Below are 17,095 nucleotides of genomic sequence, written 5' to 3' on the forward strand. Positions count from 1 at the left end.
GAGCCCCCGCTTCAGAACCTTCCCCGCACGAACGTCCGGTCGAAAAGGGCCGCATAGACGGCACCGACCGTCACCGGTGCATAGGTCGCCGTCACCAGCGACTGCCCCTGGTCGGCAAGCCGGCGCCGAAGCCAGGAATCCTCGGCCAGCCGGCGCATCCACCAGGCGGCATGCCCGACGTCCGGCTCCGCCCACGACAACCCGTCGCCGAATGGGTATTCGCCGGGTGCCAGGGGGCGGACCACATGGTCGACCAGGGCGGCGGTGCCGGGCGTGGTGAAGTCCATGTTCCCGGAAAAGCCGGTGGCGATGGCTGGCTTGCCCAGCATCATCGTCTCGGCGATGTTGCGCCCGAATCCTTCGGCGCGATGCAGCGACACGAAACTGTCGCACACCCGGTAGAGGTCCAGAACGGCGCCCCGGCTCAGGGTGCGGTCGATGATGGAAATCCGGGGATCGGCCGCCGCCGCCGCAAGGACCTCCTGCCAGACCGGCTGTTCCGGAGTGGCGCGCATCGCCTTGACCACCAGCCCGACCGGTTCGCTGCCAAGCGGGAAGGCCTGCTGGAACGCATGCACGCAGGCCAGCGGGTTCTTGCGGGACAGGTGCGACAGGGTGTCGAACGCGAACACGAACAGCAGGCGGTTTTCCGGCAGCCCGAAGTCGCGCCGCGTCAGCCCGGCCGTGGCATCCACGGTGACCGCCATCGGCATGTGGCGAACGGGCTTGGGGCTGCTTTTCGTGAAGGCTTCATAGGTATAGCGGCTCGACGCCCAGACTTCGTCCACGAGGTCGTAGGCATGCCGCCAGACGGCGGGCCATTCCGGCAGTTCCCAGGGCCAATAGCCGATGGTCCGGCGCCCGTCGAACAGGCGCCGGCCCTCCACCGCGGCCAGCCGGGCGGTCTCGATCCCGGTGGTGCACAGCATGTTGACGGCATAGGGCAGGCCGTCGGCGATCAGCCCCTCGACGCTGTCGTCGCCCTGGCAGACGTCGGCGCCGGGTTCGACATTGTAGATGCTGAAGGGAACGCCGGCGGCCTGCAGCGCGCGTGCCGCCATGCGGACATCCTCACCGATCCCGAACTGGCCGCGGGCATAGCCGATCAGGTTGATGCCGGGCCGCAGCTCGGCGGGGCGCCTGATCGCCGGAGCGGCTGGAGTGTCCGTGGCGGCAACCAGCCGGATCAGCGGATGCGTCTTCGGGCCTTCGGTCGTGGCCCATTGCGCGAAGGCCGGGTTTTCGATGGTGCCGAAGCGCTTCTGCAGATCCGGATCGATCGACAGCAGCATCGCCCACGCCATCGGCACACCGGAGACCGGCCGCTTCAGGACCTGCATCTGGCGGTCGTCCACCAGCTCTTCCAGCCGCAACTGCGTCAGGCCGGTCGTGAAGTACCAGAGCACGAAGGTCGCGCGCGATTGCGGCGTGTCCAGGGGGAAGGCGTCCTGGAGAAACGCGTGCCGGAGCCACAGCCACCGCATCAGACGGGTGACGGGCAGCAGCGCGCCATCGCCGGACCGGTCCAGGTCGTCGGCCGGATCGTTCACGAACCGCTTCTGCTCGGCGGTGACGAAGCGGGCCAGCCCCATCTCCGACATGCCGTAGGTGAAGTACCACCAGACGAAGCGTTGCTGTCCGTCCTGGGTTCCAAGGTCGAAATTCGTCTGCAGGTCGGGCCGCAGGGTCCAGATCTGCTTCATCAGGCCGGTCAGCACCGGCTGCACCCCCGGCAAGGCTTCCGGCGCCGGTTCGCTCAGCAGGGCGGTCGGGAAGCGGTGGCCGGCCTCGGCGAGCGCCCGGTATTCATGGGTGCCGCCCAGGAGCAGCCACGTCTCGAACCGCGCCCGGTCCTCGCCGTACAGCTGGCGCAGGTCCGGTCTGGTCAGCCAGATGGTTTCCTTGATGCCGGAGAGCCATGCATCGTCCGCCGCAGTGGCATCGGAATTATGTCCAGTCACAGCATCATCCTCGTAAACGGTGCGGCCATGCGGTTGAAGGCCCGGTTATGGAAGGGGTCGTCGAGAAGGGCGCCCCATTCGGCCCGCAACCGGTCCAGGTCGCTCCGGTGGGTACCGCTGCCAGCCTGCCCGAAGAAATAGCCGCGGGTTCTCGATTCCAAGTGATAAAGGCAGGCGGACGGATCATAGACCACCCGCCAGCCCGCCCGCCGCGCAGCCAGGCAGTAGATGACGTCGTTCCAATTGGTGGGCCAGCTCGCATCGAAACCGCCGACCGTCTCGAACAGCGTGCGGCGGGTGATCAGGCATGCTCCCGTCACGGCGGCGGCGGAACGCAGGATGAGATTGCGCCCCAGATATCCGCTCCCGGTCCCGGCGTCACCGCCCGTCTCGTGGATGGCGCCCTGCTCGATGCTGGTGACGATCCCCGCATGCTGGATGCTGCCGTCGCCGTAGAGCAGCCGTGCGCCGACGATGCCGACGCCGGGCAGGCCCAGCGTCGCCACCGCCCGGCTCAGCCATCGGGGATCGGCCGCCATGGTGTCGTCGTTGAGGAAGACCAGGACCTCGCCCGTCGCCCTGGCGGCGGCGAGGTTGTTCATGTCCGCCCAATTGAAGGGGCCGCGATAGGGCATGACGTCGACATTGCGCTGGTCCCGCATGGCGGCGATCAGGGCGACGCTGTCGGGGTCCTCGTTCTGGTGGTCGATCACCAGGATCTGCATCGGCGCCGGATAGGCCTGCCGGACCCGGAGCAGCGAATCCAGGCAGTTGCGCAGCAACACCGGGGCATTGCGCGTCGGCACGATCACGCTGACCGTCGGGAATGCGGCGGGACGCGGATCGATCCCGCAGGGCTCGACCAGCGTCTGGCCGTCATCGCCGGCCAGCGGCGCCGTCCGCACGGTCATCGCCAGACCCCGGCGTCCGGCCCAGGCCTCCACCGCCGCCGGGTCGCCGGTCAGAAGGCGGGGCAGGCCGTCGGGGCTGCGCGGGTCGGCGGCCTGCTCCAGGCTGTACAGCACCGACGGGATGTGGCGGACCCTGTCCGGCGATATGCAGTCGGACAGGCGCAGCATTAGGTCGTGCAGGCTGGACGGCGGCTCCCCATTGGCGATGGCGAAGGCTTTCAGCAGGGCTTCCGGCGTCACCATGACCATCGGGCCGGCATAGTCGCAGGCCAGGAGCATGATCGGATCGAAGTCCGGCTTGAACAGCGGAATGGTTTGACGGGGGGTCCCGTTGCGGGGATCGACCATGGTGTCGTGGTCGCTGTAGGCGACGGCGGCCTGCTGCGCGGTGCCGGGCTCCAGCGCCGCGAGGAGGGTGGCGATCGCGTCCTCCCGCAGGGTGCCGGCGCATCCGACCACCAGATGGGCGCCGGCGGCGAGGGCCGGGTGACCGGCGACGAGGCGCGGCAGCGCTGCGGGGGCGGCCACCACCGCCCGACCTTGCGCCTCCAGCGGATGGATCAGGGCGCCGATCTCGTCGCCGAGCGATGCCGCCGTCCGGCCATTCGCCCTGCCGTCTGCCCCGTCCTCTCCGCCTGCGGCAAGCACGGTGAGGGTCCAGCGGTCCTGCCGCTGGCTCTCCAGCGAGGCGAGCAGCCGGCGCACCGGCGCCGCGGCGAGCGCCGTTTCCAGCAGGATCACGTTGACGGCGGTGCCGGTGCCGGTGTCCATGGTCGCGTCCCGCCCGATGGCCGGGCGGTTGCAGGACAGGATCGCTTGCGCCTTCAGCTCTCCATAGGCGGAGGGGGGCGGGCTGACTTGCCGGATCGCGTGGGGGAGATGCTGCTCCAGATTGGCGAGCAGGTCCTTGACCGACTGGATGGCGGACAGCATGCGGCCAAGGTCGTCCAGGGCCCCCGGCAGGTTCGCCTTGACGTAGATGTCGCCGCCGAACTGGGCCTTGGAATGGGCGTCGCAGACCCGCAAGGTCGCCCCACGGGCGGCAAGCTCCGCATGCTCCCGGGGAATGTCATAGACGAAGCCATGCTCGCCGCTGCCGCCGATCCGCTCCCCCAGACCGGGAACGAAGCGGTCGCAGCGGACCGCACCGACGAAACGGCCGCCCAGCGACAGTTCCAGCACCACCCGTTCGGAGAAATCCTGCGTATTGGCGCACCATCCCGATATGGTGCCGGCGCTGCTGTGGGAGACCTCGCCGACGAGCTGGCGGGTCGGCGCCAGTTCGACGGCGGCGACCCGGTCGCGCAGGCCGCTGCGCAGGAACCAGTCGGCCACCGCGGCGGGCAGCATGGCGTGGAAGGTCTCGTCGCGCAGGATGGTCAGCAGCCAGAACCGCCAGGAACGGCTTGCCGACAGGCGGTCGCGGCCATCGGCCGACAGCGGCAGCCGGTCCGTCGCCCAACGGGCCAGGGCATCGTCCGGGGCCGGGGCCAGGGTGACATGCGGCAGGACCTGATGGCCGGTCAGGCCGTCGGCGACACCGCCCAGAAACTCCCCCCGCATCAGATACTGGCCGAAGAACTCCGGAAGCGTGCAATCGACGGCGGCCATCGCCTCCTGGGCGTTGCGCGGGTGCCGGCCCAGAAACAGGCGGTAGCCGTTGAAGACGTCGTCAAGGCTGGTGCGTGGCGGGACGGCATGGCCTTGTGACGGTGCGGGACCCCATGCTTCGTTCAGACTGCGGTTCATCTCCGGTCTTTTCCCACAACGCTCCGTGCGCTGTCTCAGTAGGCCGAATTCAAGACAGCGTCCATCCGTTTGGCATAGAGCGCCTGCAGCGCCGGCCGGGAGAAGCGGCTGCGGACGAGGGCCGTCCCGGCGGCCGCGCGTCTTGCGGCCTCCTCCGGGTTGTCCCGGACCTGCCGCATTGCCGCCGCCGCCGCCTCCGTATCGGGATCGAACCAGCGCGAACCGGGGGTCACGTCGAGGTATTCGTCATGCCCGACATGCTGCTCACGGCCGTCGACCAGGAAAGCCGTCTCGTCGGTCATGTAGTCGAGGTTGGCCGAATAGCGCGATGCGATCACCGGCTTGCCCATCATCATCGCCTCGACCATCGTATAGCCGAAGCCTTCCGCCCGGTGCAGCGAGACGTAGCAGTCGCAGGATCGCATCTCCGCCAGGGAGGCGGCGTAGGGCAGCTCGCGGTCGTGCACGATGATCCTGGGGTCGTGAGCGACGATCCGGTCGAGAGCCAGCTTGTGCGCGAGGTCGCTGATGCTTCTGCTGGTCTGCCGGTAGCGGATGCGCAGGACCAGCCTCACCCCATCCCCGGCAGGGAAGGCCTTCCGGAAGGCGCGGGCCACCGCCACCGGGTTCTTTCGCGTGTACCAGCTGCGGGCGTCGAAGCAGAAATAGAAGGTGAAGGGCTCGCCGGCCGGCCGCACCCTTTCCGCCGCCTTCAGCACCCGCTCGTCGACGCAGTTGGGGAGGACGTGGATCGGCCCGGCGAAATGCCTGCCCAGAGCTTCCGCGCAGAAGGACGACATCGTCCACACCTCGTCCATCAACCCCAACGTCAGGTGGGCGGAGCGCGGCAGGGCGCTGGTCTCCCACAGGAAGAAGCCGATGTTGTACGCGCCGGTGAAACGCTCCAGCCCATGATTGATCATGTTGCCCGGAGCGCCGATCAGACCGAAATGGATCAGGTTGATCGGGTAGAGTTCCTCGCCGGCATGGTGGCTGGGCAGCGACATCATCGGCATCGTCACGCCATATCCGGCATCCTGCAGGATATCGCGGGAGAACAGGGCGTTGCGGCTGATGCCGGTGCTGCCGTCGAAATAGCCGAACAGGTTGACGCCCCTTGCCCGGGCGGTCCGCGGGAGATGGCGCACCAGATGCGCGCGCTGCCGCTGGCACAATGCGGAAAGGCTCAGCGTCTCCGCTCCCGGCACGCCCAGGCGGGTGTAGAAATAGGCAAGCCCGTTCATCACCTTGCCGTCATGCCGGACAGGAGCGTTCAGCAGCGCGCGCACAGGCTCGCTCAGGAACAGGTCGTCGAGGTTCCAGCGGATCAGCCACAGCGAGATCACCAGCAGCAGCGGGAACAGCGCCCGCTCGTCACGCAGGTCGAGCGCCGAAGCCAGGGCGGGGTCGCGGGCGTGCATCCCGGCATAGAAGCGCGAGATCAGCCCGGGCTCGTCGATTCCGGCCGAAGCGTTCAAATCCTCCACATGCCGGGCGGCGAGCGCATCCTTGGGCAGGCGGGCCTTGCCGAACATCCAATGCGTCAGATCGCACAGGACATCGGTCTCGCTTCCGGCAATCTCGTTTTTGGCAATCTCGCCGGACTTGAGCCGATAGGCCGACAGCAGGCGCGAATGGAAGACGCCGGAGGCGTCCTCCTCCCCCGCCGCCAGATAGGCGGTGACGTCGGCCGGCAGAGGGCACCAGGCATGTTCGGCGAGATCGAAGCGTTCGGCGCACGAAACCAGGAAATGCGCCACGTCGGCGGCGCTGTGCAGGTGAAAGTTCTGCGTCTCCCGCAGACGATAGAGCTGGTGCGCCAGGAAGGCGCCGATGGTCAGCTCCGCTCCCTCGAAACCCTCGGCGGGCTGCATCAGGCGCGGATCCATCTTCCGCCCCCGGCAGCGCCGGGTGTGGTTCATCGTTTCCGACAGCGCCTTCACGCACATGGCGTGGCGCTCCGCCGTCATCCCGGACAGGGCGGTGTCGATCACCGTCCGGTTGACGTCGGTCACGATGGGCGAGCCCGGGATCGATGTCGCCGTCCCGTGGATCCGGACGTCCATGGTGCAGCTCTCCGCCGACAGCAGGGCGGTGGGCAGGGGAATGCTGAATCCCAGGAAGCCGTTCCGCTCCGGCAGTTCCTTCAACGCCTCGTGATGCTCGTTGCACGCATGCGTGCCGAGGAAACGGCCATCGACATAGAGATCGACCAGACATTCCTGCGCTGGATTGCTCTGGTTGAGAAGCCAGCCGTAAACCTTGTTGAGGGTTATGAACTCCAGCCGGCCCTGATAGGTGGCGGCCGCGTTGGCGGAAGCCCTGATCTGGCTGATGGCGTTCATCGTTCCTCTCCCGGGACAGCGGTCGTGCCACACCAGGAGCGGTCTTTGACTGGGGAAGGCACGCAGGGGGGAATCCCACAGCAAATCGGTGGGACAAAGACAGACTCTGAAAGATTAGAAAGCAAAGAAAGTATTGACATCTAATTGGCTGTACCAGCAAAGGGATACCCCTAATGTGCATGGTAGCAAAAAGCATAGGAACCGGGTTAGGCCTTTCGTTGTGTATTGCAGGTTTGAAACAGGCGTGAGAAGGGTTTGCGCATACTTGAGTATGAATCGCGAAGCGGACATGGGGACGGGGGACGGGTGAGACTTCTCATTCCCGGCCCTCCTTCACTCCCGGTTCCTTCAGCCGGCCTCTTCAGCCGGCGGGAACGATGAAGCCCTGGGGCGGGCGGCCGGCACTGTGCAGCGACCACATGACCTGATAGGCGCGCTCCAGGTTGCGGGTGAAGCGGCGGCTGTCGAACAGCGGCGCCGTCATCCGTCCGTCCTCCAGCCGCTTGCGGAAGCCGGCCCGGCGGGCGGGATCGCCGGCGAGCGCCACCGCCAGATCCTCGTACTCCGCCAGCGAGCGGGTGATGGTGTCGGGCAGCCCCGCCGCGCTCAGCAGGCTGGCCGCCACCCGCGAGGCGAAGGTCCCGCCCAGGCAGGTCACCACCGGGCAACCGGCCCACAGCGCGTCGCTGGTGGTGGTGTGGCCGGTGTAGGGCAGGGTGTCGAGCGCCAGGTCTGCGACGCGGTAGCGGGCGATGTGGTCGGCCAGCGGACGGGGCGGGGCGAAGACCAGCCGGGCCGGGTCGACGCCCTGGGCCGATGCCGCGGCCTTCAGGTTTCCGGCGGCCAGCGGGTTGGCCTCGAACAGCCACAGCACCGATCCCGGCACGCGCTTCAGGATGCGCATCCACAGGGCGAACATGGCCGGGCTGATCTTGTAGGCGGTGTTGAAGGCGGCGAAGACGACGCCGTCGTCCGGCAGGCCGCACTGGCCGCGCGACGGCACCTGCTCCGGCAGCGGGCGGTGGCGGTCGTTGATCTGGTAGGCGTCGGGCAGCAGCACCAGCCGCTCGGCATAGAAGGGCTGGTGCTCCGGCGGGGTGACGAAGCGGTCGCCGATCACATAGTCCATGTGCGGACAGCCGATGGTGCCGGGATAGCCCAGGTAACTGACCTCGACCGGCGCCAGCCGGCGCGACAGCAGGTCGAGCCGGGTCTGCTTCGTGTAGCCCTTCAGGTCGACCATGATGTCGACCCCGTCGTCGGCCATGCAGCGGGCGACGGCGTCCAGCGGCACGCTGCGGATGTCGCGGAAGCGGTCGAAGGCCTTCACCAGCCGTCCGCGCATGGCGCTGCCGTCGTCGGGGCCGTAGGAATAGGCCAGCACCTCGAACCGGTCGCGGTCATGCAGCTCGAACAGTTCGGCCGCCAGGAAGGCGGTGGCATGCTCGTGGAAGTCGGCGGAGACATAGGCGATGCGCAGCCGCCCGCCGGGCGACGGCGCCCGCGCCTGCAAGGGGGCTGCTGCGGCGCGCTTGACCACCCGGTCGAAGAACAGGCGGGCGGAGCGGTCCTGTTGGGCGGGGGTGGTGTCGATCGACAGGGTGGCCAGCGGGATGACGATGCCGCCGTCCTGGTCGATGATCTCCGACACCCGGACGCAGAGCCGGTCGTAATCGTCCCAGTCGCACAGCGTCTGCATCAGGTACAGGTGGTAGCACAGCGCCTCGGTCTTGGCCGGCGACAGCGCCACCGCGCGGGTGTAGGCGGTCTTCGCCTGACCCAGCCGCCCCAGCTCGCGCAGGGTGTGGGCATAGCCCAGCATCGCCTCGGCATGGCCGGGATCGGCGACCAGCGCCCGGCGCAACGCGCGGTCCGCCTCCGCCACCCGATGGCTTTCGCGCAGGGCGACGCCGAGATTGGCGGCGGCGAGCGCATCGACGGGCCGCAGCCGCAACGCGCGGGCGAAGTCGGTCGCCGCCCCGTTGCGGTCGCCCAGCGTCAGCCGGGCGGAACCGCGGTTGACATAGGCTTCCGGCGTGGTGGGCGACAGCTGGACGCAGCGGTCGTGCGCCGCCAACGCCTCGCCCATGCGGCCCAGCGACTGCAGCACGGTGCCGAGATTGCCGTGGCTGTCGGCCAGATCCGGCCGCATGGCGATCGACTGGCGCAGGATCGCCTCCGCCTCCTGCGGACGGTTCTGCATCATCACCGTCACGCCCAGCAGCTGGGCGACCTCCCCCATGCCGGGGGCCGCCTGCAGGATGGCCCGGCACAGCCCCTCGGCCTCCGCCATCCGGCCGGCCCGGAAATGCTCCAGCGCCAGCCGCACCGCCTCGTTCAGCGTCATCGCGCGGTCCTCCCGGCGGACTTTGCGGCAACGTCCGCCGCCACCACTTCCTCCGCCGCCGCCGTCACCCTGGCCATCACCTCGGCCCAGTCGCCTTGCTTGGCCTGACGGAACAGGCGCATGGTCGGATACCAGGGGCTGTCGAGCCGGTCGCGCATCCAGCGCCAGTCGGCGAACCATTTCAGCACCACCCAGGTCGGCCGCCCCATGGCGCCGGCAAGGTGGCAGACCGAGGTGTCGCAGGTGATGACCAGATCCAGGTTGGCCATCACCGCCGCGGTGTCGAGGAAGGCGTCCGGCCCGGCATCGAAATCGGCCCCCAGCTCCGTCACCGCCACCCGGTCGCGCAGCCGCTCCAGATGGTCCAGGCCCGACACCTTCTGCAGGCTGTAGAGCCGGACGCCGGGCAGCCGGCCCATCGCCTCGAAGCACTCCAGCGGGATCGACTTGCCGGTCTCGTTGCCGTGCCAATTGATGCCGACGCGCAAGGCCGGGCGCTCGCCGCCTTCCAGCCGGTCCAGCCGCTCCGCCCAGCGGGCCGCCAGTTCCGGTTCGGCCCGGATATAGGGCACGCCGCCGGGAACATTGTCCGGGGTGGTGCCCAGCCGGTGCATCAGGCTCATCAGCGAGATGTAGTAATCATAGGCCGGCAGCGGCTCGCCGAAGGCGAACAGCCCGTCCAGGTCGGGGGCGGTCGACAGCACGCGCTTCAGCGCCGGCTGGCATTCGTAGAGCACCCGCGCGCCCATGCGCTTCAGCACGCCGGCATAGCGGATGTACTGGAAGGAATCGCCCAGCCCCTGCTCGAAATGGACCAGCAGGGTCTTGCCCGCCAGCGGCTGGCCCTGCCACAGGACGCCCGGCATGTTGCGCTTGCGCCAGACCGGCTGTTCCAGCCGGCCCTCATAGGCGACGGTGCCGTTGGGATAGTCGCCGGCCATCAGCAGGCAGGTGCCGAGATTCTTGCGGTATTCCGGCTTGCCGACATCGATGGCGAGCGCGCGCCGATAGTTCAGCGCCGCATCCGGCGGATGGCCGAGGCTGAGGCTGACCGCACCCAGGTTGTTGTAGTTGACCGCCACGTCCGGCTCGACGCTCAGCGCCAGCCGGTAGACGGCGCGTGCCTTTTCCCCGTCGCCGGTGAACATGAACAGGTTGCCGAGCGTCAGCAGCGCGCCCGGATAGTCCGGCTTCAGCCGCGCCAGTTCGCGGAAGGCGACCAGCGCATGGTCGAGGTTGCGCTGGTCGAGGAGAATGCCGCCCAGCGCGTTCAGCGCGTCCGGATAGGCGGGGCGCAGGCGCAGCGCCTGGCGCAGCGGCTCCATCGCCTCGACCGGCCGGCCGGCGGCGCGCAGCGACAGGCCGAGGTTGCCGTGCAGGTTGGCGATGTCGGGACGTTCATCGGCCAGCCGGCGGAAGGTTTCGGCCGCCTCGTCGAAGCGGCCGGCCTGGAACAGGACGGCGCCGCCGTTGAAGGCCTCGACGAAGGCCGGTGAGAACTCGGAAATGGCAACCCCCAACGCTTCGCCCGACTGCCTGCCGCACGGATGGATCCGCCGCATGGAACCGCGGCTTCTTACCCCAAGAGCCCGGTTGGCGGCAATAAAGGGCTGCCCTGTTCAGTCTCCGCGGGACTATTCCCGCGGCTTGCGGCCGATCGCCGCCCAGGAGATCTCGTTGACCCAGGCAAGCCGCACGTCTTCCAGACCGGCCCCCTTCATCAGCGCCTCCACCTCGTCGCGGCGCCAGTAATTGGCGATCTTCGGCAGCATCTGGTCGAAGACGATGGAGCGCAGATGCGCGAAGTCGAAGCGGCGGATCAGGCGGAAATATTCCAGCCGGTCCAGCCCCAGCCGAAGGGCCAGCCACAGGATCGCGGTCGGCGGCAGGGACAGCGCATGCACCAGCCCGATCGGCAGGCGGCTGAACAGCGCCTTGCGCAGCGGGTCGGCGAAGCGGACGATCCAGCCGTTGTTCTCGCGGCCATAGACCCAGATCATCACCCGGCCGCCGGGCTTCACCGCGCGCACCATGTTGGCGAGCGCCGTTTCCGGATGGGCCAGATGGTGGATGACGCCGATGGAGAAGGCGAGATCGAAACGTTCGACCTCGTTCAGCTCATAGGCGCTCTGGCGGCGCACCTCCATCGCCGGATGCGGCGCCAGCGTCGTGCGGGCCGACGCCAGGCTGCGCTCGTCGATGTCGATGGCCAGCCCGCCGGCTGCACCGTAGCTCATCGGCCAGTGGCTGTTGCGTCCCATGCCGCAGCCGACGTCGACGAAGGTCAGACCGCGCCAGTCCTCCGGCGCCATGAAGGGCGTCCAGCGGCGGAACTGCTCCTGATAGATGTCCTTCAGCTCGGCATAGCGGCCCCATTCATAGCCGAAGCGGTCGGCCGACCCGCTGTGCACCGCGGATGCGGTGTCGGGGGCGGGGGAAGAGGGCGGCGCTTCGCTCATCGCGGCGGTCCGGTGTGGTGATGGGGAAGGGTGGAGCGGGAGGACGGCGCTATCGGTAGAAGCCGGGGGGCGCGCTTGTCAAGCAGGGGGCAAAGGGCCAATGGAGAGGGGCTTGGCAAGAAGACACCCATGTTGACAAATTTTGCCAAACATACCAGCCTGCCAAATGCACCGGCCTGAATGATGAAGAGCTGGAGAGCTTCCATGCCCACCATGAACGTCAGCCTTCCTGAGACCCTTGCCAGCTTCGTCGAGCGTCAGGTTGCCGACGGCGGATATGCATCGCAAAGCGAGGTCGTCAGGGATGCGTTGCGCCTGCTGCACCGTGAAAAGGCGGCGGAACAGGAAAAGCTGGAGATGCTTCGGCGGGCCGTCACGGTCGGCTTCGACGATTGGAGGCAGGGCCGCCTGGACGACCGGCCCATAAACGACATCCTCGACGGGATCGACGTGTGAGGGCGGGGATGGCCTACCGTGTAACCGACGCGGCGAAGCAGGATTTCAGGATGGCGTTGAGGGAAACGCTGGAGCGGTTCGGAACGCACCAGCGCGAAGCCTATAAGCGCCTGATCGCGAAGGCGGTGACGATGGTCGCCGAGGATCCCGGCCGCGGTGGCTCGCGTGACCGGGGGACCGTCGTTCCGGGGCTTCGGGCCTTCCATCTCGAAACGGCGGCGGGCCGGCGGGGTGCCGCCTCCCATTTCCTGTACTATGCCGTCGAACGTCCGTCGGACGGACCGGCCAGGGTCATCATCCTGCGGCTGCTGCATGAAAGCATGGAGCCAGCCCGCCATTTGGCCGAGGCCCCCGATCCCGCCGCAGGCTCCGCCCTGGAAACGGATCAGCTGTCCGACCGCCGCTGATCGCACCAGCGCCGCCACATCAGCCGGTAGGCGGTCTCCAGGTTGCGCATGAAGCGCCTCTCGTCGCACAGCGCCGATGCCCGCACCCGCTCGCGCATGCCCATGCGCAGCCGCATCAGGCGGGTGAGGTCGCCGGCCAGTTCCGCCGCGATGGCGGCGTAGCGGTCGGGAGTGGCGGCGACCAGCTCTGGCAGGCCGATGGCGGTCATCAGGCTGGCGCCGACGCGGGCGGCATGGCGCCCGCCCGCCAGCGTCACCAGCGGCGCCCCCATCCACAGCGTGTCGCAGGTGGTGATGGTGCCGTTGTAGGGGTGCGGGTCCAGCGCGATGTCGATGCGGTTGTAGGCGGCCAGATGTCCGGCGCCATCCTTGATGAAGCCGACGAGGTCGAGCCGGGCCGGGTCGATGCCGACGGCGGCGAAGCGCGCCCGAAGCATGGCGGCGGTGCCGGGATCGGACAGCGGCCGGTCCTTCAGCAGCAGGCGCGCGTCGGGCACCCGGCGCAGAACCTCGGCCCACAGCGCAACGGTGCCGTCGGTGATCTTCGACAGCTTGTTGAAGGACCCGAAGGTGACGGCTCCGGTCGCGCCGGCCGGCAGCGGCACCACCGGCGGGGCGGAGGCCGGCGGGTGGAAGCACAGGAAGGGGGCGGGCAGCCGGACCAGCGTTTCCACCGCATGGCCGTCGGTGGGGCCGATCGGGTCGCTGACCGGATCGACGATGCGGTAATCGACCGAGGCCATGCCGGTGCCGTTGGGATAGCCCAGCCACGTCACCTGCACCGGTGCCGGGCGCCGCGCCAGCATCGGCAGCCGGTTCAGCCCGGAATGGCCGGCGAGGTCGACCAGGATGTCGATGCCGTCGGCGCGGATCTGCGCCGCCAGCCCCTCGTCGTCCAGATGGCCGACATTGCGCCAGCCGTCCGCCTGCGCCTTGAAGCGGGCGGTGTAGGCATCGGCGTGGACGTCCGGCAGGATCGAATAGCAGACGATGTCGAACCGGCTGCGGTCGGCCGCCTCGAACAGGGGCGTCAGGAAATAGGCGCCCAGATGTTCGCGGAACTCGACCGACAGATAGCCGATCCGCAGCCGCTTTTCCGGATCGGGACGGTTGGCATGCGGGATGGAGGACGGCCGGTCATCGTCGGCCCTGTTGCCGAAACGGTCATCGAAGCGCCGGTGTTCGGCCAGCAGGCGCTCGCCGGACAGGTCGAGGTAGTTGAGGCACAGCAGCCGCTGGCTGGCGACGCGCGGGTCGTCGGGCATCAGCGCCTCGGCCCGGCCGAAGACGGCGGCGGCTTCGGCCGCCTCGCCGCGCATCTGCCGGACCACGCCCAGGTTGAACCACAGCCCGGCGCCCTGCCGCGGCTCCAGCCGGATCGCCCGGGTCCAGCAGCGCACCGTCTCCTCCAGCCGGTCGCCGCCGAAGGCTTCGCTGCCCAGCCCGACCCAGGGCTTGTCGTAATCCGGCCGCAGCGCCAGGGCGATGCGCAGCGCCGCCGCCGCCTCGGCAGGACGTTTCAGCTCGGACAGGAGGACGCCCAGGTTGTTCCACAGGTCGGCGGCCGTGCCGTCCTCCGCCAGCAGGTCGCGGTAGAGAGCCACGGCCTCCTCCAGCCGCCCGGCGGTGAAGGCCTCCAGCGCGCGGCGCTTCAGCGCATCCAGGGTTGCCAGGGTAGACGGGTCCATGGACGGGTTCAGGCCAGCCGGGCTTCGACCTGTTCGCACAGGTAATGGTAGAGGCAGATGTGGACCTGCTGGATCAGCGGGGTGGAGCGCGACGGCACGTCGAGCAGGATGTCGCTCAAGTCCGCCATCTTGCCGCCGCCCTCGCCGGTCATGGCGATGGTGGTCATGCCCAGCCGCTTCGCCACCTCGAAGGCGGCGATGACGTTGCGCGAGTTGCCGCTGGTGGAGATGCCCAGCAGGACGCCGCCCGGCTCGCCATAGGCCTCGGTCTGGCGGGCGAAGACGCTGTCATAGGAGTAGTCGTTGCTCCAGGCGGTCAGGACGGCCGCGTTGGAGCTGAGGCAGATCGCCTTCAGTCCGCGCCGCTCCTTCAGGAAGCGGCCGACCAGTTCGCCGGTGATGTGCTGGGCGTCCGACGCCGATCCGCCGTTGCCGCAGACCAGCAGCGCCTTGTTGGCGCCGAGCGCCGCCGTGACCGCCGCGACCGCCGCCTCGACCCGGGCCGGGTCGAGACTGTCCATGGTGCGCCGCAGGACGTCGATGGCGGCGGTGAGGCAGCCGTGCAGCGAGGGGGCGGAGGTGTCCTGGGTGGCCATGGGCGGAATACCTTTGCGTGACCGATGGTGCGCGGCGGTAGAGAAAGCGGCGGTGGAAGCGGAGAGGCGCTGCGCGCCGTATGCAGCGGGCAGTGCATCCTATGGATCGCGGGGGCCTGTCAACTGCCAGCCGCGCAATGACCGCTTTCCCATACCGCGCGGAACGCTTATTTTCGGTCCCGTGCCCCGGCGGCGGGGCGGAATGCCAAGGGTGGCCAATGACGACGCGGACGGTCCGGCTGGGCCCCCTCAGCGTGAAGATGTACTGCGCGATCGGCATGATCGCCGTGTCCTGGGCACAGCTCGAGGACATGGTGTCGCTGTGCATCTCCCGGCTGCTCGGCACCGATCACACCGAATTCCTGCCCATCGCCTCCAACATGCAGGTCAAGGCCCGTTTCGACGCGCTGAAGGCCATCGCCGGCCTGCGGCTTCCCCCGGACGAGGCCAAGGCCCTGGTCGCCCGCTGCGACGAGGCGCTGGAACTGGGGCGCGAGCGCAACAAGATCCTGCACGGTTCCTGGATCCAGGGTGAGACCGACGATGTCGCCATCCGCCTGAATTACCGCGCCCACGGCCGCATCTCCGCCGACGCCCCGGTCATCTCGGCCCGCGAGATCGCCGAGATCAGCGACCGCATCACCATGCTGACCGAAGGCTTCGCCCAGACCCTGCAGCGCCTGGGCCTGTTCGATCCCAAGAACCCGATGCGCAACCCGACGCGGGGGACGGGCAACGAGACCGCCAAGCCGCCGGAAACGGCGGAGTGAGGCGCGGCGCTTTATCTCCCTGCCGCCACGCCCCCTACCGCCAGGCCTCGAACGGCACCAGCCCGCGGTTGCCCTCGGCCGGGTGGAGCAGCAGGCGGGGGGAGGGGTTCAGGGCGGCGGCGGTGGCGGCGAAGGATCCCGTGCTGATCGCCAGGATGTCGGCCCGCGTCATCACGTGGAAATCCTGCAGATACTCCAGCCCCTCCCAGCGCACCGGGAAGTCGGCCGGGGTGGTCGGGTTGAAACGGGCGAATTCGGGGACCACGCTTGGCTCGTCGGTGGCGACGAACAGCACCGGGTCCTCCAGCGTCGGCCACAGCCCGTCCAGCCAGTCCAGATAGAGCGACAGCGGCGTGTAGTCCTGGTTCCACCAGTCGGTCTGGCGGATGTGCACGGCGACCAGCGTGCGGCCGCGGCGGCGCAGGGCCTCCACCGGCGGTTCCAGGAAACGGTCCCAGCAGGGGCGCGGGGTCAGCCAGGACAGGATGTCAGCCTGCCGCTTCTTCAGCATCGGGTTGACCGGAGAGCCGCCCAGGAACAGGTCGCGGTCGCGGAAGGGATCGGACGCCGGTTCGTCGAAGCCGCGGGCGAAATCCTTGCGCTGCTGCAGCCAGCCCTGGAATTCCGGCAGCACCGACGGGTCCAGCCGCGGATCGTCGAGCGAGAAGAAGGCATGCCCGACCCAGTCGGGGGTCAGGAACTCCATCCCGTATTTCTCGGCATAGAGGCGGACGGCGACATACTCGTTCACCGTCTGGGCGAAGCGCCCATAGGAGCCGAGCGAGGCCATGGTCAGGCAGGGGCGGTCGCGCCGGGCCTCCCGCCGCCGGTTCCAGCCGGGCCCGTCCCCCGGCGGCAGCGAGCGGTCGAAGCGCATCAGCGAATAGGCGATGTAGGAGGGCGAATAGTTGCCCTTCAACGCGATCGAGCGCTGCAGCAGCTCATAGGCGCCGTCGGCGTCGCCCCTGGCCCGGCGCACCTCGGCCAGACCGGCCATCGCCTCGGCATAGTCGGAGCGCGCCTGGATGGCGCAGTCGAAGGCCACTTCCGCCCGGTCGAAATGCCCGCACAGCAGCAATGCCTGCCCCAGATGATAGAGCGTATCGACCGAGCCCGGATCGCGGCGCAGCGCCTCCGCCAGGATCGGCACGGCTCTCGCCGGCTCGCGGTTCTTGCAGGTCGCTATGCCCTGGATCAGCAAGGCGTGGGCGTTTCCGGGATCGGCGGCCAGGATGCGCTCGCAGATCATGGTGCTGATGTCGAGCCAACCCGAATTGCAATAGGTGAGCGCCTGCTGGACGGCATCGGGTACCGCCATCCGCTGTCCAGGCAGGGTTTCGATCTGGATGGGGGCGGCGATTTCGGCGGAGGCGGCCATAAAAGGGTACCCGGAAAGGAGGGCGCGG

Annotated in this window: 12 protein-coding genes; 3 read left to right on the forward strand and 9 right to left on the reverse strand. The window is 68.7% G+C overall.

Translation table 11 applies throughout. The features are described from left to right. Positions 1-11: 11 nt before the first annotated feature. From FZ029_RS07395 to FZ029_RS07425, 6 genes are all read right to left on the reverse strand, one after another. Positions 12-1,961, reverse strand: coding sequence for a glycosyltransferase (locus tag FZ029_RS07395; protein ID WP_149268664.1), 1,950 nt, complete (start codon positions 1,959-1,961; stop codon positions 12-14). Beyond that, positions 1,958-4,621: a glycosyltransferase gene (locus FZ029_RS07400; protein WP_188051849.1), complete on the reverse strand. Its 2,664-nt coding sequence runs from the start codon at positions 4,619-4,621 to the stop codon at positions 1,958-1,960. The genes FZ029_RS07395 and FZ029_RS07400 overlap by 4 nt, the downstream gene beginning before the upstream one ends. A gap of 35 nt (positions 4,622-4,656) precedes the next feature. Further along, entirely contained in the window at positions 4,657-6,966 is a 2,310-nt protein-coding gene (locus tag FZ029_RS07410) for a glycosyltransferase family 4 protein (RefSeq protein WP_149268667.1), read from the reverse strand. 361 nt (positions 6,967-7,327) lie between these two features. Continuing rightward, entirely contained in the window at positions 7,328-9,313 is a 1,986-nt protein-coding gene (locus tag FZ029_RS07415; protein WP_149268668.1) for a tetratricopeptide repeat protein, read from the reverse strand. Further along, positions 9,310-10,875 carry a tetratricopeptide repeat protein gene (locus tag FZ029_RS07420; RefSeq protein WP_149268669.1) on the reverse strand — a complete coding sequence of 522 codons (1,566 nt, stop codon included), beginning with the start codon at positions 10,873-10,875 and terminating at the stop codon, positions 9,310-9,312. The genes FZ029_RS07415 and FZ029_RS07420 overlap by 4 nt, the downstream gene beginning before the upstream one ends. Before the next feature lie 72 nt (positions 10,876-10,947). Beyond that, the gene (locus tag FZ029_RS07425; RefSeq protein ID WP_149268670.1) at positions 10,948-11,772 is read right to left on the reverse strand and encodes a class I SAM-dependent methyltransferase; all 825 of its coding nucleotides are present in this window, start codon (positions 11,770-11,772) and stop codon (positions 10,948-10,950) included. Positions 11,773-11,976: 204 nt separating this feature from the next. On the opposite strand from FZ029_RS07425, the gene FZ029_RS07430 reads away from it, so the two are divergent. Together FZ029_RS07430 and FZ029_RS07435 are read left to right on the forward strand one after the other, a co-directional pair. Further along, the gene (locus FZ029_RS07430; protein ID WP_149268671.1) at positions 11,977-12,228 is read left to right on the forward strand and encodes a type II toxin-antitoxin system ParD family antitoxin; all 252 of its coding nucleotides are present in this window, start codon (positions 11,977-11,979) and stop codon (positions 12,226-12,228) included. Between the two features lie 8 nt (positions 12,229-12,236). Continuing rightward, on the forward strand, positions 12,237-12,635 hold the full coding sequence (locus FZ029_RS07435; RefSeq protein ID WP_149268672.1) for a type II toxin-antitoxin system RelE/ParE family toxin: 399 nt from the start codon (positions 12,237-12,239) through the stop codon (positions 12,633-12,635). On the opposite strand, the gene FZ029_RS07440 is transcribed toward FZ029_RS07435, so the two are convergent. Together FZ029_RS07440 and FZ029_RS07445 are read right to left on the reverse strand one after the other, a co-directional pair. Next, the gene (locus FZ029_RS07440) at positions 12,614-14,323 is read right to left on the reverse strand and encodes a glycosyltransferase family 41 protein (protein WP_149268673.1); all 1,710 of its coding nucleotides are present in this window, start codon (positions 14,321-14,323) and stop codon (positions 12,614-12,616) included. The two genes, FZ029_RS07435 and FZ029_RS07440, sit on opposite strands and share 22 nt — an antisense overlap. A gap of 8 nt (positions 14,324-14,331) precedes the next feature. Continuing rightward, entirely contained in the window at positions 14,332-14,919 is a 588-nt protein-coding gene (locus FZ029_RS07445; protein ID WP_149268674.1) for an SIS domain-containing protein, read from the reverse strand. A gap of 218 nt (positions 14,920-15,137) precedes the next feature. Between FZ029_RS07445 and FZ029_RS07450 the strand changes: the two genes are divergently transcribed. Beyond that, entirely contained in the window at positions 15,138-15,689 is a 552-nt protein-coding gene (locus tag FZ029_RS07450) for a hypothetical protein (protein WP_246457189.1), read from the forward strand. A gap of 34 nt (positions 15,690-15,723) precedes the next feature. On the opposite strand, the gene FZ029_RS07455 is transcribed toward FZ029_RS07450, so the two are convergent. Then, positions 15,724-17,067 carry a tetratricopeptide repeat protein gene (locus tag FZ029_RS07455; protein ID WP_149268675.1) on the reverse strand — a complete coding sequence of 448 codons (1,344 nt, stop codon included), beginning with the start codon at positions 17,065-17,067 and terminating at the stop codon, positions 15,724-15,726. Positions 17,068-17,095 lie beyond the last annotated feature (28 nt).

It is taken from the genome of Azospirillum sp. Sh1, from assembly GCF_008365135.1.
Lineage (GTDB): Bacteria > Pseudomonadota > Alphaproteobacteria > Azospirillales > Azospirillaceae > Azospirillum > Azospirillum oryzae.